Raw genomic sequence first — 17,648 nt, 5'->3', positions numbered from 1 at the left:
ATCATCCCGATTCTTGACGGCAGGTCCGAACCAGGCCCGGTTACACGTCCGGATGCCTCGGTCCAACCTATTTCACCTTCCGGTACCCGCGATTCCGTTAGTGTCGTGCCTCAGGCGTACGATCCGGTGGCTTTCAATTCTGCATTGGGGGCAATTTCATGGAGTCGTTGGCACGTCGATCTACAACTTTCATGGCACTCGTATTGGCGGCACTGGCCGCAGCAACCGTCTCGGCACCGACGACCTCGTCCGCCCCCGCGTATCCCACCCCTCTACCGGACCCGTTCTTCGCCGCGCCCGCCGACATCAACTCGACGGCCCCTGGCGACGTCCTCGCGAGCCGTCGTCAGGACACGTGGCTGCTGCCGGGGCACGAGGTGTGGCAGATCAAGTACCGGTCCACCAACTCGGCCGGTAAGCCGATCCCGGCAATCACCACGGTTGTCAAGCCCGTGAACGCGCCCTCGGACATCCCGGTCCTCTCCTACCAGGTAATCGTGAACTCACTCGGCCTGCGCTGCGCCCCATCCACGGGACTGATGACCGGAGAGATCTCAGACGTCCTCGGCCTGCCGGCCGCACTGGCGAGGGGGTGGGCGGTTGCGATCCCCGACCACTTGGGTCCCACCAGCGCGTACGGCGCCGCCAGGCTCGGCGGGATGATCACGCTCGACGGCGTCCGCGCCGTCAAGCAACTGCCGGAGCTGCGCCTGTCCGACAGTCCAGTGGCGCTGGCCGGATACTCCGGTGGCGGCTTGTCCACCGCGTGGGCGGCCGCGATGAATTCCACGTACGCGCCCGACGTCGAACTCGTCGGCGTCGCGCAGGGCGGCGTCCCGGCGGACATCGAGGAGATGGCCCTAGGCCTCGGCCAGATGGACCGGCATCCCGGATTCGGCCTCGGATTCGCCGCCGCTCTCGGACTCGAGCGCGAGTATCCGGATCGCCTGCCGATCAGTGACCAACTGAACCAGGTAGGGCTCGCACTGCGTGACGAACTCAAGGACGAGTGCGTCGCGATGATCTTCGCGAAGGGTCAGGCGTACGGCGCCGCCGAGGTCACGAACTCGACGAGCCTGCTCCAAGACGAGACCGCGCGCGGCGTGATGCGCGAGAACAGTCTGGTCAACTACTCGAGAGTGCCGACCGCGCCGGTGTTCATGTGGCAGGGCGTCGGCGACCAGTTGACGCCGTACGGTGCCGTCGCCGCGACGGCCGACCGGTACTGCAAGGCCGGCGCGTCGCTGATGTTCCGCGGCTACCCCATCGCCGAACACATGACGACTGCGCTCGTGGGCCTGCCCGAAGCCCTCCAATACCTGGAGGATCGGTTCGCGGGACTGCCCGCGCCCACCAACTGCTGAGTCACCCGCCGGCCGCTACACCGCGAACGTGGCGGCCACGGCGATCATCGCGACGGACGCGAGCGCCAGCAGCATGCCCGTAACCTGGATGCGGCTCACCCGCTCGCCGAGCATCACCATCGCGAGCAGTACCGTCGCGGCCGGATAGAGCGAGCCGATCACGCTCACCAAAGACAGCAGTCCCCCTTGCAGCGCGAACATGAACGCGGCATTGGCCGTCACGTCGAGAACCGCGACGAAGACGGATAGGTGGAGGATCTCGCCTCGCGGGGGCCGGAATTGCCACGTGCACAACGCCACCAGCCAAACCACGGCGGTCGCCGCCCCGCGGGCGGCGGCGAGCGGCCACAATCCTGTTCCCGCGGGGATCTGACCCAGTGCAATGAAGGAAAACGCGAAGGTAACCCCCGAGCCGAAGGTCAGCCAAGCGACCGTTCGACTGAACCGCATCTGCCGACCGCCGATAACCGGACCGGCCCCTCCGTCGGTCGATTCCCGGGACACCAGCACGACAGCGGCTAGTGCAGCCACGATCCCGAAATAGGCTACGGCACCGGGCCGCTCGCCGAGCATGATGCCAACGGTCACCGGCAGTCCGGCGACCAGGACGGCGGTCAGCGGCGAGATGACGGCCATCGGTCCGGACGCGAGCGCGAGGTAGAACCACCACACCGCCAGACCGGCCCCGACACCGGACGCGGCACCCCACAGCAATGACTCACCGCTGATCTCACCGCCGACGAACGGGGCGAAGGCGAGCACCAACAGGACAGAGAGCGGGTAGGAGACGATCACCACCCGCAGCGCGGTGACGCGCCGAGACGCGACCCCGCCGACGAAGTCGCTGACTCCAAAGCCGATCGCGGACGCGAGAGCGAGGAGGACAGTGGTCAGCGCATGCCCTTCACCCGGCGTCCGAGTTCGCGGGTCACCTCACGCTCCGCCGTGCGTCGGGCGAGGTCCTGGCGCTTGTCGTAGTCCTGCTTGCCCTTCGCGAGAGCGAGTTCGACCTTGACCTTGCCGTCGGAGAAGTACATCGACAGCGGCACCAGCGTCTGGTTACCCTCGCGGGTCTTACCGACCAAGTGCTCGATCTCGCGACGGTGGAGCAGCAACTTGCGAGTGCGGCGCGGCGAATGGTTGGTCCATGTGCCCTGCGTGTACTCGGGGATGTGCAGGCCGCGCAGCCACACCTCACCGTCGTCGACGGTGGCGAACGCGTCCACCAGCGACGCTTTGCCCTCCCGCAGGCTCTTCACCTCGGTGCCGACCAGCGCCACACCCGCCTCGTAGGTGTCGATGATGGTGTAGTTGTGCCGTGCCTTGCGGTTGGTCGCGATGACCTTGCGGCCCTTCTCTTTCACTTTCGGGCCCTCATTCCACTGTCGGTTTCACACCACGAACGTTGGTACGACTACCAGCATAGAGGCGCCCGCAAACGGTATATCCGGCCGAGCCGTCGTCACTTCCGCACGTACAGCCGCAGCGCGCCATAGGCGGTGATCGCCGCCAGACCGGCACCGACGATCACGATGAATGGCGATACCAGCAGCACGTCGCTGTTGGAGATCCGTGCCACGATGTTCGCGTCGTAGATTTCGGCGAGGACGTTGTCGACAAACAGGTTCTTCACCGCGAAGAGCCCCGCAATCGCCAGCGCCGAACCGATCAGCGCGGCAACGACTGCCTCGAGCAGGAACGGCAACTGGGTGTACCAGCGTGTAGCACCGACCAATCGCATGATGCCCACCTCGGTGCGCCGGGTGAGTGCAGCCACCTGAACCATGTTGGCGATCAGGAAGATCGCGGCGATCGCCTGCACGATCGCGATCGCGAACGCCGCGTTCCTGACGCCGTTGAGCACGCTGAACAGACGATCGACCAGCTCACGCTGGTTGAGGATGCTGTCGATGCCGGGACGCTGCGCGAACGCGGCGTCGATGGCACCGAACTGCTCGGGATCGCTCAGTTTGACCTTGAAGGACGCGGGGAAGCTCTGGGGGTCGACGAGCGACGCCAACTCAGGGTTGTCCTTGAACACCCGGTCGGTGGCGTCGGCGACTGCGTCGTCACGGTTGAGGTAATGCACCGAGACCACCGAGTCGGTGTTCTCGAGGTCGCTGCGGATGTTCCGGCAGATGTCCTGCTCGCAGTTCGCGTCGGAAGCGGAGATGTCCTCGGTGAGGAACAGCTGCACCTCGACACGGTCCAGGAAGATCTCCTTGGTCTTGTCAGCCATCTGGACGACCAACAGGCCACCGCCGAACAGGCCCAGCGAGATCGCAGTCGTGAGGATCATCGCGACGGTCATCGTGATGTTGCGGCGCAGGCCGGTCAGGACCTCGCTGGAGATGAAGCTGGCACGCATCGGGGTATCGCAGTCCTTGGGTCGTCTGTTCGAGGGGGCGGCGGACAGGTGCCGTCGCCGGCCTAACGGCCGACGGCGTACACGCCTCTCGCTTCGTCGCGCACCACCCGGCCGAGTTCGAGTTCGACGACGCGGCGACGCATCGAGTCGACTATGTGGTGGTCGTGTGTGGCCATGAGCACGGTGGTGCCGGTGCGGTTGATCCGTTCGAGCAGCAACATGATGTCGGTGCTGGTGTCCGGGTCGAGGTTGCCGGTGGGCTCGTCGGCGAGCAGGACCAGCGGCCGGTTCACGAACGCGCGGGCAATCGCGACACGCTGCTGCTCACCGCCCGACAACTCATTGGGCATGCGGTCGGCTTTGCCGGACAGGCCCACCAGTTCGAGCACCTCGGGGACGGTGCGCTCGATGATCGAACGGGACTTGCCGATCACCTCGAGCGCGAACGCGACATTCTCCGACACCGTCTTGTTCGGCAGCAGGCGAAAGTCCTGGAAGACGTAGCCGACGCTCTGGCGCAACTTGGGAACGCGCCGGCTCGACAGCTTGTTGACGTGGAAATCCGCGACGTGGATGTCCCCGGAGGTAGGGGTCTCCTCCCTGAGCAGAAGCTGCATGAACGTACTCTTGCCCGACCCGGAGGGTCCGATCAGGAAGACGAAGTCACCCTTGTCCACCTCGATGCTCACCTTGTCCAGGGCCGGCCTCGTGGAGGCCTTGTAGAACTTCGAGACATCCTTGACGCTGATCACGAGGACATAGTCTAGCCGTTATCGAAAAGTAATCTTGTGACGTAGTTCACGTGCTGCAGCATCAGCCCTCCGGGCTGGGAACCGTCCTTGCATCCGCCAGGTTCTTACGGTTCGAAACTGAAGGCGAGCGTGGTCTGCATTCGGCCTAGGCTTGGGCCTGGGCTTCGCTCATCCGCCAGCGAATGCCGGCCTCGATGAATCCGTCGATCTCGCCGTCGAGCACGACAGCCGGGTTGTTCACCTCGTACTCGGTGCGCAGATCCTTGACCATCTGGTACGGGTGCAACACATACGAGCGCATCTGGTTGCCCCACGAGCTGCCACCGTCACCCTTGAGTGCGTCGATTTCGGCGCGTTCTTCCTGGCGCTTGCGCTCGAGCAGCTTGGCCTGCAGAACCCGCATCGCCGACACCTTGTTCTGCAGCTGCGACTTCTCGTTCTGACAGGTGACGACGATCCCGGTCGGGACGTGCGTCAGCCGCACCGCCGAGTCGGTGGTGTTGACCGACTGGCCACCCGGCCCGGATGAGCGGTAGACGTCGACGCGGACGTCGTTCTCGTCGATGTCGATGTGGTCGGTGGTCTCCACCACCGGGAGCACCTCGACCTCCGCGAACGACGTCTGGCGGCGACCCTGGTTGTCGAACGGGCTGATCCGCACCAGTCGGTGCGTGCCCATCTCGACCGACAGCGTGCCGTAGCTGTAGGGCGCCTTGACCGCGAAGGTCGCGCTCTTGATGCCGGCCTCTTCGGCGTAGGAGGTGTCGTAGACCTCGACACCGTAGCCGCGCTTCTCGGCCCAGCGGATGTACATGCGCATGAGCATCTCGGCCCAGTCCGCAGCGTCGACGCCACCGGCGCCGGCGCGGATGTTGACGAGCGCGTCACGCTGGTCGTAGTCGCCCGAGAGCATCGTCTTGACTTCCATCGCCTCGACGTCGGTGCGCAACTGTGCCCGCTCGGCGTGCGCGTCGGCGATGGCCTCCGGCCCCTCCTCCTCGGCGAGCTCGTAGAGGACGGTCATGTCCTCGAGGCGCGAGCGCAACTCCTCGACACGGCGCAGCTCCGCCTGTGCGTGCGAAAGCTGGCTCGTGACTTTCTGGGCATGCTCCTGGTCGTTCCACAGTTCGGGATCGGACGCCTGGTGTTCGAGTTCGTCGATGCGGCGACGCAGCTCCTCGACATCGAGCACCTTCTCGACAGTGGTCAAAGTGGTGTCGAGCTCGGCTAGGTCAGAGGAAACATCAGGATGCACAGTTATCCAGGCTACCGGGTGCATCACACGGTCCGGCGCCGCACCAACCACACGACTTCCCTTCTCACCGAATCGTTGAAGGCCCAGAGCAGCATCGTCGATGGCCGAGGGCGGCGAGGGCACGGCCGGTGCATTAGCGTCGAACGGGTGACCGATCTCGAACTCGCGCTGCGTCTTGCCGACGAAGCCGACTCCATCACCCGTGCCCGCTTCGGAGCGCTCGACCTGAAGGTCGATTCCAAGCCCGACCTGACGCCGGTCTCCGATGCCGACCTCGCCGTCGAGCGCGCGCTGCGGGCTGTGCTGACCGCCGAGCGCCCGGCCGACGCGGTGCTGGGCGAGGAGTTCGGAGGAGACGCCACGTTCGAGGGGCGCCAGTGGGTGATCGACCCGATCGACGGCACCAAGAACTTCGTTCGCGGCGTCCCGGTATGGGCCAGTCTGATCGCGCTCCTCGAGAATGGGGTGCCGGTGGTAGGCGCGGTGAGCGCACCGGCGCTGAACCGCCGCTGGTGGGCGTCGGCCGGTGAGGGCGCGTGGGCGTCGTACGACGTCGGCGACGCACGCGTTCTGTCGGTTTCCGGTGTCGGCGATCTGGCATCGGCGAGCCTGAGCTTCTCCTCGCTGTCCGGGTGGAGGGACCGGGGCATCCGCGATCAGTTCGTCGACCTCACCGACGCCGTGTGGCGCGTGCGCGGCTACGGCGACTTCCTCTCCTACTGCCTGCTGGCCGAGGGCACGCTCGAGATCGCAGCCGAACCCGAGGTATCGCTGTGGGACCTCGCGCCGCTGGACCTGCTGGTCCGCGAGGCCGGCGGCCGCTTCACGAACCTCGAGGGTGTCGACGGCCCGCACGGAGGCAGCGCCGTCGCGTCGAACGGCCTGCTGCACGAGGAAGTCCTCGCACGCCTGGGCTGATCGGGTTGCGCGCGCTCGTGACCTGCGCGGCACAATCGGGGCCACCGATCAGAGCCGATCGTGACGGGAGTGACACGGATGGACGCTGACGACGTCGACTTCGCCCACACCGATCAGGCGAGCCGCAGGCGCCGGGAGAAGGCGCGGGCACTGGCCCGGTTCGCCTGGGACCGCGGCATCACCGGCGCTGAACTGCTCGATATGCGCGACGACCGCCTCCGCAAGCTGGCACGAGCCGCCGGCACCAACCCACCCAGCACCCGCGAGACATGGACTGCTGCCGCGGAGTTGATCGACGAGAAGGATCGCTGGGCTGCCCAGCACCACGGCGATCCGCGGGCCGTTCGCCCGCACACCGACGAGAAGATCATGTGGGTCAAGCCGCCCATTGCCCCGTGGAGTTGACGGAGCTGGAGTCGACGGAGCTGGAGTCGACGCAGCTGGAGTCGACGCAGCTGGAGTCGACGGAGCCTCGCCCTGGGAGTCGAGCCGAGGGGATCACCTGCACGCTCGTCTGACGTTGGGTTGAACTCGGAGTTCGCCGGCCGACAGTGCCTAGATTGTGTGACTCGTCACTTTTCCAATTGCCTCGACTTCGTTTCTTACTCCGGAGTAAGGTGGTGGTGTCCGAGTCCGCACCCGGAGAAATGGTCACCATGAGCAAGCAAGACGTTGTGAAGACGAACGGCGCCAAGCGTGAACCCCGCGATACCTCGGCGGTCGGCTTGAACCCGATCCGGCGCGACGCAATGGGCGCCGCGATGCGCGTGCTGACCCGGATCACCGGGTCCGACCTGGCCGAGAGGTACAACCTGCGGCAGGTGATCGACCGTGTCACCTACGAGGGCACCAAGACCGGCTTCCGGACGCTCGGTGCCGCGACCCGTGTGTTCAACCGCGTTTCCGGCGGCGGCGCACCCCAGCGCTTGCCAGACGGTGCCGCCAAGAACGCCCACTACTTCGACCTGACGCCCACCGACGAGCAGAAGATGATCGTCGAGACCGTACGCGAGTTCTCAGCCGAGATCCTGCGCCCGGCCGCGCACGACGCCGACGAGGCCACCGCCGCGCCCTCCGATCTGCTCGGCCGCGCTGCCGAACTCGGCATCACGATGATCAACATCCCCGAGGAACTCGACGGTGCCGCGTCCGAGCGGGGGGCGGTCACCAATTCGCTCGTCGCCGAAGCCCTTGCGCACGGCGACATGGGTCTGGCACTGCCGATCCTCGCTCCGAGCGGCGTAGCCGTCGCCCTCACCCAGTGGGGCACCGACGCGCAGCAGAAGACGTACCTGCCCGCGTTCGCCGGTGAGAACGTCCCTGCCGCGGCGGTGGTGGTGAGCGAGCCGCGCGCGCTGTTCGATCCGTTCGCGCTGCAGACCAAGGCGGTCCGCTCCCCCAGCGGCTACCGGCTCAACGGCATCAAGAGCCTCGTTCCGGCGGCCGGATCGGCGGAACTGTTCGTCGTCGCCGCCGAACTCGACGGCCGGCCGGCGTTCTTCCTCATCGAGTCCGACACCAAGGGCCTTACCGTCGAGGCAGATCCGAGCATGGGTCTGCGTGCGGCCGGCCTCGGCCGGCTCATCCTCACCGACGTCGCGGTGCCGGAGTCGGCGATCCTCGGCGACGGCGACGCCGACCAGCGTGCGCGTGAGTACGCCGACGCGATCCGTCTGGCGCGCCTCGGTTGGGCATCGCTCGCGGTGGGCACCAGCCAGGCCGTGCTCGACTACGTGATTCCCTACGTCAACGAACGCGAGGCGTTCGGCGAGCCGGTAAGCCACCGTCAGGCGGTGGCGTTCATGGTCTCGAACATCGCGATCGAACTCGACAGCATGCGGCTGGTGACGCTGCGCGGAGCGTCGCGCGCCGAGCAAGGCCTGTCGTTCGCTCGCGAGGCGGCGCTGGCCCGAAAGCTTGCGTCGGACAAGGGTATGCAGATCGGCCTGGACGGTGTCCAGCTACTCGGAGGCCACGGCTACACCAAGGAGCACCCGGTGGAGCGTTGGTACCGCGACCTGCGAGCCATCGGCGTTGCCGAAGGCATCGTCCTCATCTGACGCCGACCCGATCCGCCGGATCCCTCGGATCCTCCGACAGGAGACCTTTCGATGATCAATCTCGAACTTCCCAAGAAACTGAAAGCCTCTGCGAACCAGGCGCATCAGGTCGCAGCACAGATCTTCCGGCCAATCTCCCGCAAGTACGACCTGGCCGAGCACGCGTACCCCAAGGAACTCGACACCATGGCTGCCATGGTCGAGGGTCTGGGTGACTCGGGCCAGGCCGCAGCCGGAGCCACCCTGGGCCGGACCGCCGACCAGAACGGCGACGAACCGAAGGTCATCGCCAACACCAACGGCGGCAACATGTCGTCGCTGATGAACGTGATCGAGACTTGCTGGGGTGATGTGGGTCTGACCCTGTCGATCCCCTACCAGGGCCTCGGCAACTCGGCGATCGCCGCGGTCGCGACCGACGAGCAGCTCGAGCGGTTCGGCAAGGCGTGGGCCTCGATGGCCATCACCGAGCCCGGCTTCGGCTCCGACTCGGCGGCCGTGACCACCACCGCCGTGCTCGACGGCGACGAGTGGGTCCTCAACGGTGAGAAGATCTTCGTCACCGCCGGCGAACGCTCCACCCACATCGTTGTGTGGGCGACGGTCGACAAGACCAAGGGCCGCGCAGCGATCAAGTCCTTCGTCGTGCCACGCGATGCACCAGGCCTGAGCGTGGCCCGCCTCGAGCACAAGCTCGGCATCAAGGCGTCCGACACCGCGGTGCTTCTCTTGCAGGACTGCCGCATTCCGAAGGACAACCTGCTCGGCGACCCGGAAGTGCACGTGGAGAAGGGTTTCGCGGGCGTCATGCAGACGTTCGACAACACCCGCCCCATCGTCGCAGGCATGGCCATCGGACTGGGCCGCGCCGCACTCGAGGAGCTTCGCAGCATCCTGGAAGAGGCCGGCGTGGAGATCTCGTACGACATCCCCGCGTACAACCAGCACGCCGCGGCCGCCGAGTTCCTGGCTCTCGAAGCGGACTGGGAGGCGTCGTACCTGCTGGCGCTCCGCGCGGCTTGGATGGCCGACAACAAGAAGCCCAACTCGCTCGAAGCGTCGATGTCGAAGGCGAAGGCCGGCCGCACCGGGACCGCGGTGTCGCTCAAGGCCGTCGAACTCGCCGGCACATTGGGTTACTCGCAGCGCCCCCTGCTCGAGAAGTGGGCCCGCGACAGCAAGATCCTCGACATCTTCGAGGGCACTCAGCAGATCCAGCAACTCATCATCGCCCGCCGTCTACTGGGCAAGACGTCCGCCGAACTGAAGTAGTCTGCGCGATCGTGAGTTCGTCCCCGCCATCCACTCCAGCGAGGATGGCGGGGACGTCCTCGTCGACGGCTTCCGCCAGTTCCGCATCACTCGCGCGTGTCAATCGCCCACGCGTCGCAGAAGGGGGTGCCTGCCGCGCAAGCGACAGGCACCCTCGAGGTCTGAACTCAGCGCGGCGCTAGCCGCGACAAGTCGTCGCTCAGTTGCTGACGCCGGTCGAAGCTCGTCCGCGCTGCAACACACCGAGGATCATGTCGACGGCCATGAATCCGAGCAGGGTGAGTCCCAGCAGCGGCACGAACCATCCGACCAACAGGGACCCGATCACGATCGCAGCGACCGTCACCGGTCGCAGGCTGCGCAGCGCGCCACGAGCCGGCGGACGACCCCACCGCCGCGGACCGCGCGTGGGACGGCGCCGCCACCACATGACGTAACCGAGGACTATCACCACCAGCAGCGCGACCGCCAACGCCAACAGCGCGATCTGGTTGGCGAGACCGAACAGGATGCCCATGTGCAGGCCTATGCCCCAGCTGGTGAGCTTCGCTGCGAGCGGCCAGTCCGCGAACCGCGAGGTGTCGGTGATCTGCCCGGTCGCGCCGTCGATCGCCACCGAGTCCGGCGAAAACTGGAACGGCTCGCGAATCTGGGTCACGGTGAATGCGGTGTCGGCGTTCGACGGGATCGACGCCTCGACCGGACCGGTAACGCCAGTGGTCGCGGCGGTCGCGAGGACGTCGTCGACACGTCCGACGTTGGTGTCGAGCACCTGGGTTCCGCCGGCGGCCGGGACCGCATCGTCGCCGGTGAGCTCCTTCGACAGCGATGGCGTGGTCCAGCCGAGCGACGCCCGCAGATTGGAGACGTTCTCTCCCGCGTACTTCGACCAGGTCAAACCCGTCGCCGACAGGAACACCAGCCCCAGTACCAGCCACAGTCCGATTGCGCCGTGCCACCCGAGCGCACGATTGCGTCCACGGGTCCCACCCCCCAGCGTCCACAGCCGCGGTGCGGCGGATGCCGACAGCCGCGGTGCGGCGGATGCCGACAGCCGCGATGCGGCGGACGCGCCACGGGGGCGGGCCGCCCGGAATCGACTCACCCATAGGTAGACGCCACCGAGCGCGATCACCCACAGCCACGATGCCGCGAGTTCGCTGTAGACACGACCCGCTTCGCCAAGGTGCAGGTGTCGGTGCAGCTGGGAGATCCACGTCCGCATCGGCAGCGCGCCACTGCTGCCGTAGGCAACGAGTTCGCCGACCGGTTTCGCGGCGACCGGGTCGACGAACACCGCCAGACGCTCCCCTTCGCCGAGCGTCGGATCACTGAACAGCACCCGCGTTGTCTGCCCCGACCCGTCCGATGGACGCACCGCCGACACCGTCAGATCGGGTCGCTCGGCCTGCGCGGCCGCGACCTGCTCGCTCACCGGCGCTGCCGGTCCAGTCGATTCGACGTGCAGGTAGTCGCGGTAGACGAACTGCTCGAGGGTCGGGGCGATCGCGTACAGGCCCCCGCTGACGGTCGCGATCACGAGAAAGGGCGCCACAAAGATGCCGGCGTAGAAGTGCAGTCGCAAGACCAGCTTTCGGAGCGCACCCGGCGGCGACGAATCCCGGGACTGAGTCTCGGTGTCGGGGCTGGCTATCGGGTCGTTCAGAATGTGCGCAGGGGAGATCCCCACGCCTTCGGAAGCGTGCATGAAACAGCTCTTTCCTGAAGTTTCGGATCGGCGCGCGGGACAATCGCGCGCCGCGAGAGGACACGCCGACGCGCACCTGCACACGGTGGTGCAGGAGTCGGCGGTGAAAACGGCCGCAGACGCCGGACATCCGCGTGGGTTGCCGGGCGTCTACCAGGAAAGGACCGGAGGGCCGCGAGTACCGCCCGCAGCACGAGCGACGCGAGACGTCGTCGGTTCGAGAGTGCGGACGACCGTCGGCGTCCAACGTCGGATGTCGGGCACCGGGGGGCTGGACAGTACCGCTACGACGGTGCGCACGACCGAGCCGATCACGCTCAGCAATGAGCGCTCGGCGCCGCGCACCAGCACCGTGCCGACCGCTGTGGCCGCCGCGTGTGCCGCGAGCATCTGTGGGGTGAGGTGCAGACCGTGGGCGTGATTGGACGCCAGCACCAGTGTGAGGTGGCCGACCCCCTGGCCGCACGCCAGGAGCGCGGCGAGAACCGGCAGCTTGTTGCTCCCGCGGCAAGCAGAGGCGACAGCGACGCCGACGACCGCGCTGGCGGCAAGGAGCAGAACGAGAGCTTCCTGGCTCTGTAGGGCCTTCCCGCCGCCCAGTCCGTGCGCTGCGATACTGATCGCCCCAGAGAGGGAGCCGACGAACATGCCGCGCGCGCGAGCGACGGCATCGGCTCCGGTATTCACTCGGCAAGACTAGCGCCTACTACAACCCCTAGTACGTCCGGCGACCCGCCGAAATCGACCAATTCGCAGTATGTGATACAGGTCACTACTAGTCTGAGGCTCCGGCGTCACCGAGGGGAGTCACCATGCAGGACGTTCTGAGGAACATCACCGACACGCTCAGCGCGGTGCGGGTCATGCAACGCTCGGGCCTGATCCCCCTTCCCCGCATAGACGAGGGCATTCGCCTACTCGTCGCTGTCGAAAAGTACGGACCGTTCGCGGGTTCCGTACACGCTCACGCCGGACGGGGCCAGACGCGAACCGCACTGATCGACGAACGCGGGCAACTGAGCTACCGGGACCTCGACCAGCAGTCCAACGCCCTGGTCCGGGCGTGGCAGGCCGAAGGCATCGGTGCCGGATCCTGTGTAGGCGCTATGTGCCGTAACCATCGCGGCCTGGTACTCACAATGCTCGCTGCCGCCAAGGGCGGGGTGCGACTGGTGCTGATGAACACCGGGTTCGCCCGACCTCAGCTGGCGGACGTGGCCCAGCGGGAAGGTGTGCGCCACTTCGTGTTCGACAGCGAATTCGCCGACGTCGCCGACGCCCTGCCCTCCGATGTCACTCCGTTCCTGGCATGGGTGGACGAACCCGTCCGCACTTTCCCGGCCGAGCAACCGATCCGCACCCTCGACGACCTCATCGCTGCGTACCCCACCGACGCGGTCCCCGCGCCCGAGCGACCCGGTGTCTTCATCCTGCTCACCAGCGGAACCACCGGAACCCCGAAGGGCGCTCCGCGCGGGCGCACGTCGCCTTTGGTCACCGCGCAATTCCTCGATCGAATCCCGTTGCGCCCCAAACAGACCATGCTGATGGTCGCACCCGCATTCCATGGCACCGGAATCTCCCAACTCGGCCTCGGTCTGTCGCTCGAGAACACCATCGTGATGCAGCGGCGCTTCGATCCCGAAACGACCGTCCGACGGATCGCCGACACCCGGGCCGACACCGTTGTCCTGGTCCCGACAATGCTGCAGCGGATCATCGACCTCGGACCGGAGGTGCTCTCGCGCTACGACACCTCCAGCCTGAAGGTGATCTTCGCTGCCGGGTCGGCCCTGTCCCCCGATCTGTGCATCCGCACCCAGCAGGCGTTCGGGAAGGTGCTGCACAACTTCTACGGCTCTACCGAGGTCGCCGCCGTCACGGTCGCCACCCCGGACGATCTCGAACGCGCCCCCGGCACCGCGGGGAGGGCGCCAGCCACCTGCCACGTCGCGCTGTTCGACGACGCCGGCAACCGGATCACCGAACCCGACGTCATCGGGCGCATCTTCGCCAGAAGTAGCCTCAGCTTCGAGGGCTACACAGATGGCCGCGACAAGGAACGTATCGACGGAATGCTCTCCACCGGCGACGTCGGACACTTCGACAAGGACGGTCTGCTGTTCGTCGACGGGCGCGACGACGACATGATCATCTCCGGTGGCGAGAACGTCTATCCGCTAGAGGTAGAGAATCTCATTGCCGAACGCCCTGATGTCCGGGAAGTCGCGGTGATCGGCGTTGCCGACGACGAATTCGGGCACCGCCTGTGTGCGTTCGTCGTCCCCGCCCCGACTTCCACACCGGATGCGAACGAGATACGCGCCCATGTGAAGGCGAACCTTGCCCGGTACAAGGTGCCGCGCGACGTCGTCTTCATGGAGGAGTTGCCGCGGAATGCGACCGGCAAGTTGTTGCGGCGGGCTCTGGTCGAGATGGAGGCCGGGCCTGAGTGAATCCGGTTGAGGGACAGCGCGCCGTGCCCGACGCCGGGGTTGAGACGCCTACAAAGCAAAAGGCCCGGAAATCCATCTGGACTTCCGGGCCTTCTCTAGTAGCGGGGACAGGATTTGAACCTGCGACCTCTGGGTTATGAGCCCAGCGAGCTACCGAACTGCTCCACCCCGCGATGCATGAAACAAGCTACACGAGCGGTCGAACTGTAGGCAAATCGCCTGCGGGAGGCCTTGATCGACTCCACTCGACGCACCCGCGATTCCCAGGTCGGGGTGACGCAGTTCATTCGTCGGTATCCAGCTGAAGGGATCCTCCGGTCGTTCGCGACCGGAGGATCCCTTCAGCTTTCGTAGCGAATCGGCCTAGCCGCCGGCGTTCTGGTACGCCTGGACTGCTTCCTGTAGCTGGTCGAGCGCGTCACCGTAGGCCTTGAAATCGCCCCGCTGCTGCGCGTTCTGCAGATTCGACAGAGCCGAGTCCAACTGTGCGACCGCTGCGGCCCGGTCCGTAGCCTGGGTCGCTGGTTGCGGAGTCGGCTGCGCCTCGCCGTTCTGCGGCGTGGGAGCCGTCGCTGCCTCACGACTCTGGTCGACCGCGGCGTTGCCTGTACCGGAACCGAACACCTGGTCCAGCGCCTCCGCCAACGTCGGCGCATAGCCGACCCGGATGCCGTTGGTGTCGGTGAAACTCACCAAGACCCGTGCCAGCTGCGGGAACGCGTTCGGCGAATTGCGCTGCGTGTAGAGCGGTTCGACGTACAGGATCCCGCCGTCGGCGATCGGCAGGGTCAGCAGGTTGCCGAAGATGACCCTGTTCGACTGCCTCAGCAGCGACAGCTCACTCGCCACACGCGGATCCGAGGTCATCGCCGACTGCGCCTGCTGTGGGCCCTGAGTCTGGGTGGTCGTCGGCAACTGCAGCACCGAGAACTTGCCGTAGTTTTCCGGATCCGACTGCACCGAGATGTATGCCGAGAGCAACTCTCGCTGGAAGCCCACCATCGGACTGGTCAGCACGAACTGGGGCTGCGCGGTGTCGGGATTACCGGACAGAACGTAGTACGGCGGCTGGTTCTTGTCTGTGTCGACCGTCGGATCACTCGGCACCGACCAGAACGCGTTGTTGCTGAAGAACTCACCCGGATCGTCCACGTGGTACTTCGCGAGCATCTCACGCTGAACCTTGAACAGATCCTCCGGGTACCGGAAGTGCGCCTGCAGGTCGGCCGGAACTTCGGCCTTCGGTTTGACGGTGTCCGGGAACACGCCCATCCACGCCTTGAGCACCGGATCCTGGTCGTCCACCTGGTACAGAGTGACGGTGCCGTCGTATGCGTCGACGGTCGCCTTCACCGAGTTGCGGATGTACGACACTTCCTTCTGCGGCACCATCCGCCCCGTCGCCTGGTTGGTGCTGTCCTGCACCAGGCCTTCGAGCGACGACCGCTGTGCGTACGGGTAGTTGTCGAGCGTGGTGTACGCATCGACGATCCACTGCAGCCGACCGTCCACGACGGCCGGGTAGACCGTGCTGTCGGTGGTCAGCCACGGAGCGACCTTGTTGACGCGGTCCGCCGGATCACGGTTGTAGATGATCTTCGAATCCGCACCGATCGCGCCCGAGAACAGGATGTTGCGCTCGGTGTACCTCGCGGCGAAGGCCAACCGGTTGACCCAGTTGCCGATACCGACGCCGCCGCTTCCGGTGTAGGTGTACTTGCGAGCGTCGGTGTCGTACTCGCGCGGCGCACTGCCCGGCTCGCCACCCACGATCGCGTAGTCGGCGTCCGACGCCGCGATCACCGGGCCGAAGTAGATGCGGGGATTCTCGACCGCAAGCGCCTCATCCCCGGGCTGCGTCTCGAGGTCACTGACGCTGTAGATCGGGTAGCCACCGGTGTTGTTCTGCGTGTCACCGGTGACCGCGGTCACTTGGTTGGCGTACGCCGCGACGAAACCGTTGCCGTGCGTGTACACCGTGTGCCTGTTGATCCAGTCCGTCTGGTTGCCCTGCAGGCTCGACGGCGACAGCTCACGCGCCGCGACGACGAGGTCACGCAGTTCACCGTCCATCTGGTACCGGTCGATGTTGAGCGACTTCGGGAACGCATAGAAGTTCTTGAGCTGCTGCTGCGCCGTGAACGTCGGCGAGAGAACGTTCGGGTCGAGCAGGCGGGCGTTCGCGATGGTCGTGACATCCGCGGGTACGTCCTTGGGCTCCATTTGCGTTCGGCCCGAGTAGTCGTTGTACTCGACGGTCTCGTCGGTGATGCCGTAGGCCTGCCGAGTGGCATCGATGTTGCGTTCGATGTAGGCGCGCTCCTTGTCGGCCGCGTTCGGCTTGACCGAGAACTGCTCGACGATCAGCGGCCAAACGGCACCGACCAGGACCGAGGAGAACACCAGCAGAGCCACCGCCATTGCAGGGATCCGCAGGTCGCGGAGGAAGATCGCCGCGAAGAAGGCGATGGCACAGATGACGGCGATCGCCAGCAGGATCAGCTTGGCCGGCAGGACCGCGTTGATGTCGGTGAATCCGGCTCCGGTGAACGTCGGTTCCTTGCGGCCACTGGAAAGCAGCGCGTACCGGTCGAACCAGTACGACACGGCCTTGAGCAGGACGAACGTTCCCGCGAGGATTGCGAGCTGAACGCGCGCCGACTTGGTCAGTGCGCCCTGGCGACCGCTGAGGCGCAAGCCGCCGAAAATGTAGTGCGTGATCAGGCTCGCGAAGAACGCGATCACGACCGCGACGAACAGCCAGTTCAAAACGAATTGATAGAACGGCAGTTGGAAGGCGTAGAAGCCGATGTCCTTGCCGAACTGAGGGTCGGTGATCCCGAACGTGTCGCGATTGAAGAACAACTGCACCGTCGACCAGCTGGCCTGGCCGATGAGTCCCGCGAAGATACCGAATACGACCGGAATTCCGATGCCGAACAGCTTCTGGCGCGTCATCACGGCCGTGCGGTAGCGCGCGACCGGATCGTTGTCGCCCGGCGACGGCAGGAACATCGGCCGCGACCGGTAGGCCAGCAAGAGCGCCAGCCAAATGATCACGCCGACGACCAGTCCGACGATCAGGAACAAGGCCACTCGGGTGACCAGGACCTTGCTGAAGACGCTTCGGAAGCCGACCTCGCCGAACCACAACCAGTCGGTGTAGATATCGACGAACCGAGGTCCGACCAGCAACAGCGCCGCAGCGATCAACGCCAGAACCAGCAGCGCACGCGTACGTTTCGACAACGAAGGTAAACCGGCGGGGGGCCGCATGCCCACTTGCCATCTCCCAACAATCCGGCGACGCCATCGCGCCGCAGCCTATGCCCTGTACAGCATCACCCGAGGGTGACCGTTTCGTCCCACTCTACGTAACGGTGTGGGCCAGGAGCGGCGCCGACCGACGAACACCGGCGCGAGCCCCTGGTGCAAGGATAAAGATGTGATCCACAGTGATGGCGACTTCTACGGGGATGAGTCCGTAGACGGCCC

The 17,648-nt window shown here is 66.0% G+C and carries 14 protein-coding genes and 1 tRNA gene; 6 read left to right on the top strand and 9 right to left on the bottom strand.

Annotation, left to right across the window (positions count from 1 at the left end; all coding sequences use genetic code 11):
- The first annotated feature begins 158 nt into the window (after positions 1-158).
- On the top strand, positions 159-1,364 hold the full coding sequence (locus EGT50_RS01550; RefSeq protein WP_127950844.1) for a lipase family protein: 1,206 nt from the start codon (positions 159-161) through the stop codon (positions 1,362-1,364).
- Positions 1,365-1,379: 15 nt separating this feature from the next.
- Here EGT50_RS01550 and EGT50_RS01545 read toward each other — a convergent pair whose 3' ends face one another.
- The 5 genes from EGT50_RS01545 to prfB form a co-directional block, all read right to left on the bottom strand.
- Entirely contained in the window at positions 1,380-2,258 is an 879-nt protein-coding gene (locus tag EGT50_RS01545; RefSeq protein WP_127950843.1) for a DMT family transporter, read from the bottom strand.
- Complete coding sequence (smpB, locus tag EGT50_RS01540; RefSeq protein ID WP_127946354.1) at positions 2,255-2,728, bottom strand: SsrA-binding protein SmpB; 474 nt, start codon at positions 2,726-2,728, stop codon at positions 2,255-2,257. The genes EGT50_RS01545 and smpB overlap by 4 nt, the downstream gene beginning before the upstream one ends.
- A 98-nt stretch (positions 2,729-2,826) precedes the next feature.
- A complete protein-coding gene (gene ftsX / locus EGT50_RS01535) occupies positions 2,827-3,732 on the bottom strand; it encodes a permease-like cell division protein FtsX (RefSeq protein ID WP_127950842.1) in 906 nt (301 codons plus the stop codon).
- A gap of 62 nt (positions 3,733-3,794) precedes the next feature.
- On the bottom strand, positions 3,795-4,484 hold the full coding sequence (gene ftsE / locus EGT50_RS01530; RefSeq protein ID WP_127950841.1) for a cell division ATP-binding protein FtsE: 690 nt from the start codon (positions 4,482-4,484) through the stop codon (positions 3,795-3,797).
- A gap of 145 nt (positions 4,485-4,629) precedes the next feature.
- Positions 4,630-5,739: a peptide chain release factor 2 gene (prfB, locus tag EGT50_RS01525; protein WP_127950840.1), complete on the bottom strand. Its 1,110-nt coding sequence runs from the start codon at positions 5,737-5,739 to the stop codon at positions 4,630-4,632.
- Positions 5,740-5,886: 147 nt separating this feature from the next.
- On the opposite strand from prfB, the gene hisN reads away from it, so the two are divergent.
- The 4 genes from hisN (at position 5,887) to EGT50_RS01500 (ending at position 9,989) form a co-directional block, all read left to right on the top strand.
- The gene (gene hisN, locus EGT50_RS01520; RefSeq protein WP_235870507.1) at positions 5,887-6,657 is read left to right on the top strand and encodes a histidinol-phosphatase; all 771 of its coding nucleotides are present in this window, start codon (positions 5,887-5,889) and stop codon (positions 6,655-6,657) included.
- A gap of 78 nt (positions 6,658-6,735) precedes the next feature.
- A complete protein-coding gene (locus tag EGT50_RS01515; protein ID WP_127950838.1) occupies positions 6,736-7,062 on the top strand; it encodes a hypothetical protein in 327 nt (108 codons plus the stop codon).
- 242 nt (positions 7,063-7,304) lie between these two features.
- Positions 7,305-8,717, top strand: coding sequence for an acyl-CoA dehydrogenase family protein (locus tag EGT50_RS01505; RefSeq protein WP_127951344.1), 1,413 nt, complete (start codon positions 7,305-7,307; stop codon positions 8,715-8,717).
- Positions 8,718-8,768: 51 nt separating this feature from the next.
- Positions 8,769-9,989, top strand: a complete 1,221-nt coding sequence (locus tag EGT50_RS01500; RefSeq protein WP_127950837.1) for an acyl-CoA dehydrogenase family protein — start codon at positions 8,769-8,771, stop codon at positions 9,987-9,989.
- A gap of 199 nt (positions 9,990-10,188) precedes the next feature.
- Here EGT50_RS01500 and EGT50_RS01495 read toward each other — a convergent pair whose 3' ends face one another.
- Positions 10,189-11,697: a PepSY-associated TM helix domain-containing protein gene (locus EGT50_RS01495; RefSeq protein WP_127950836.1), complete on the bottom strand. Its 1,509-nt coding sequence runs from the start codon at positions 11,695-11,697 to the stop codon at positions 10,189-10,191.
- Positions 11,698-11,847: 150 nt separating this feature from the next.
- Positions 11,848-12,384 (bottom strand): hypothetical protein, encoded by a 537-nt coding sequence (locus tag EGT50_RS01490; RefSeq protein WP_127950835.1) that lies wholly within the window; start codon positions 12,382-12,384, stop codon positions 11,848-11,850.
- A 125-nt stretch (positions 12,385-12,509) separates the two neighbouring features.
- Between EGT50_RS01490 and EGT50_RS01485 the strand changes: the two genes are divergently transcribed.
- Positions 12,510-14,153, top strand: a complete 1,644-nt coding sequence (locus tag EGT50_RS01485) for an acyl-CoA synthetase (protein ID WP_127950834.1) — start codon at positions 12,510-12,512, stop codon at positions 14,151-14,153.
- Between the two features lie 99 nt (positions 14,154-14,252).
- Here EGT50_RS01485 and EGT50_RS01480 read toward each other — a convergent pair.
- Both EGT50_RS01480 and EGT50_RS01475 read right to left on the bottom strand, forming a co-directional pair.
- Positions 14,253-14,326, bottom strand: a tRNA-Met gene (locus EGT50_RS01480).
- A gap of 190 nt (positions 14,327-14,516) precedes the next feature.
- Entirely contained in the window at positions 14,517-17,429 is a 2,913-nt protein-coding gene (locus EGT50_RS01475; RefSeq protein ID WP_127950833.1) for a UPF0182 family protein, read from the bottom strand.
- Positions 17,430-17,648 lie beyond the last annotated feature (219 nt).

Source organism: Rhodococcus xishaensis (assembly GCF_004011825.1).
In the GTDB taxonomy this organism is placed as follows: domain Bacteria; phylum Actinomycetota; class Actinomycetes; order Mycobacteriales; family Mycobacteriaceae; genus Prescottella; species Prescottella xishaensis.
Note: the sequence above shows the minus strand (reverse complement) of the source record. Positions and strands in the feature narration are given on the sequence as shown.

What these genes read in the sequence shown, in the direction of transcription:
- EGT50_RS01550 (WP_127950844.1), top strand. Translation starts at nt 159, where the DNA reads ATGGAGTCGTTGGCACGTCGATCTACAACTTTCATGGCACTCGTATTG.
- ftsX (WP_127950842.1), bottom strand. Translation starts at nt 3,732, where the DNA reads ATGCGTGCCAGCTTCATCTCCAGCGAGGTCCTGACCGGCCTGCGCCGC.
- EGT50_RS01515 (WP_127950838.1), top strand. Translation starts at nt 6,736, where the DNA reads ATGGACGCTGACGACGTCGACTTCGCCCACACCGATCAGGCGAGCCGC.
- EGT50_RS01505 (WP_127951344.1), top strand. Translation starts at nt 7,305, where the DNA reads ATGGTCACCATGAGCAAGCAAGACGTTGTGAAGACGAACGGCGCCAAG.
- EGT50_RS01500 (WP_127950837.1), top strand. Translation starts at nt 8,769, where the DNA reads ATGATCAATCTCGAACTTCCCAAGAAACTGAAAGCCTCTGCGAACCAG.
- EGT50_RS01495 (WP_127950836.1), bottom strand. Translation starts at nt 11,697, where the DNA reads ATGCACGCTTCCGAAGGCGTGGGGATCTCCCCTGCGCACATTCTGAAC.
- EGT50_RS01485 (WP_127950834.1), top strand. Translation starts at nt 12,510, where the DNA reads ATGCAGGACGTTCTGAGGAACATCACCGACACGCTCAGCGCGGTGCGG.
- EGT50_RS01475 (WP_127950833.1), bottom strand. Translation starts at nt 17,429, where the DNA reads ATGCGGCCCCCCGCCGGTTTACCTTCGTTGTCGAAACGTACGCGTGCG.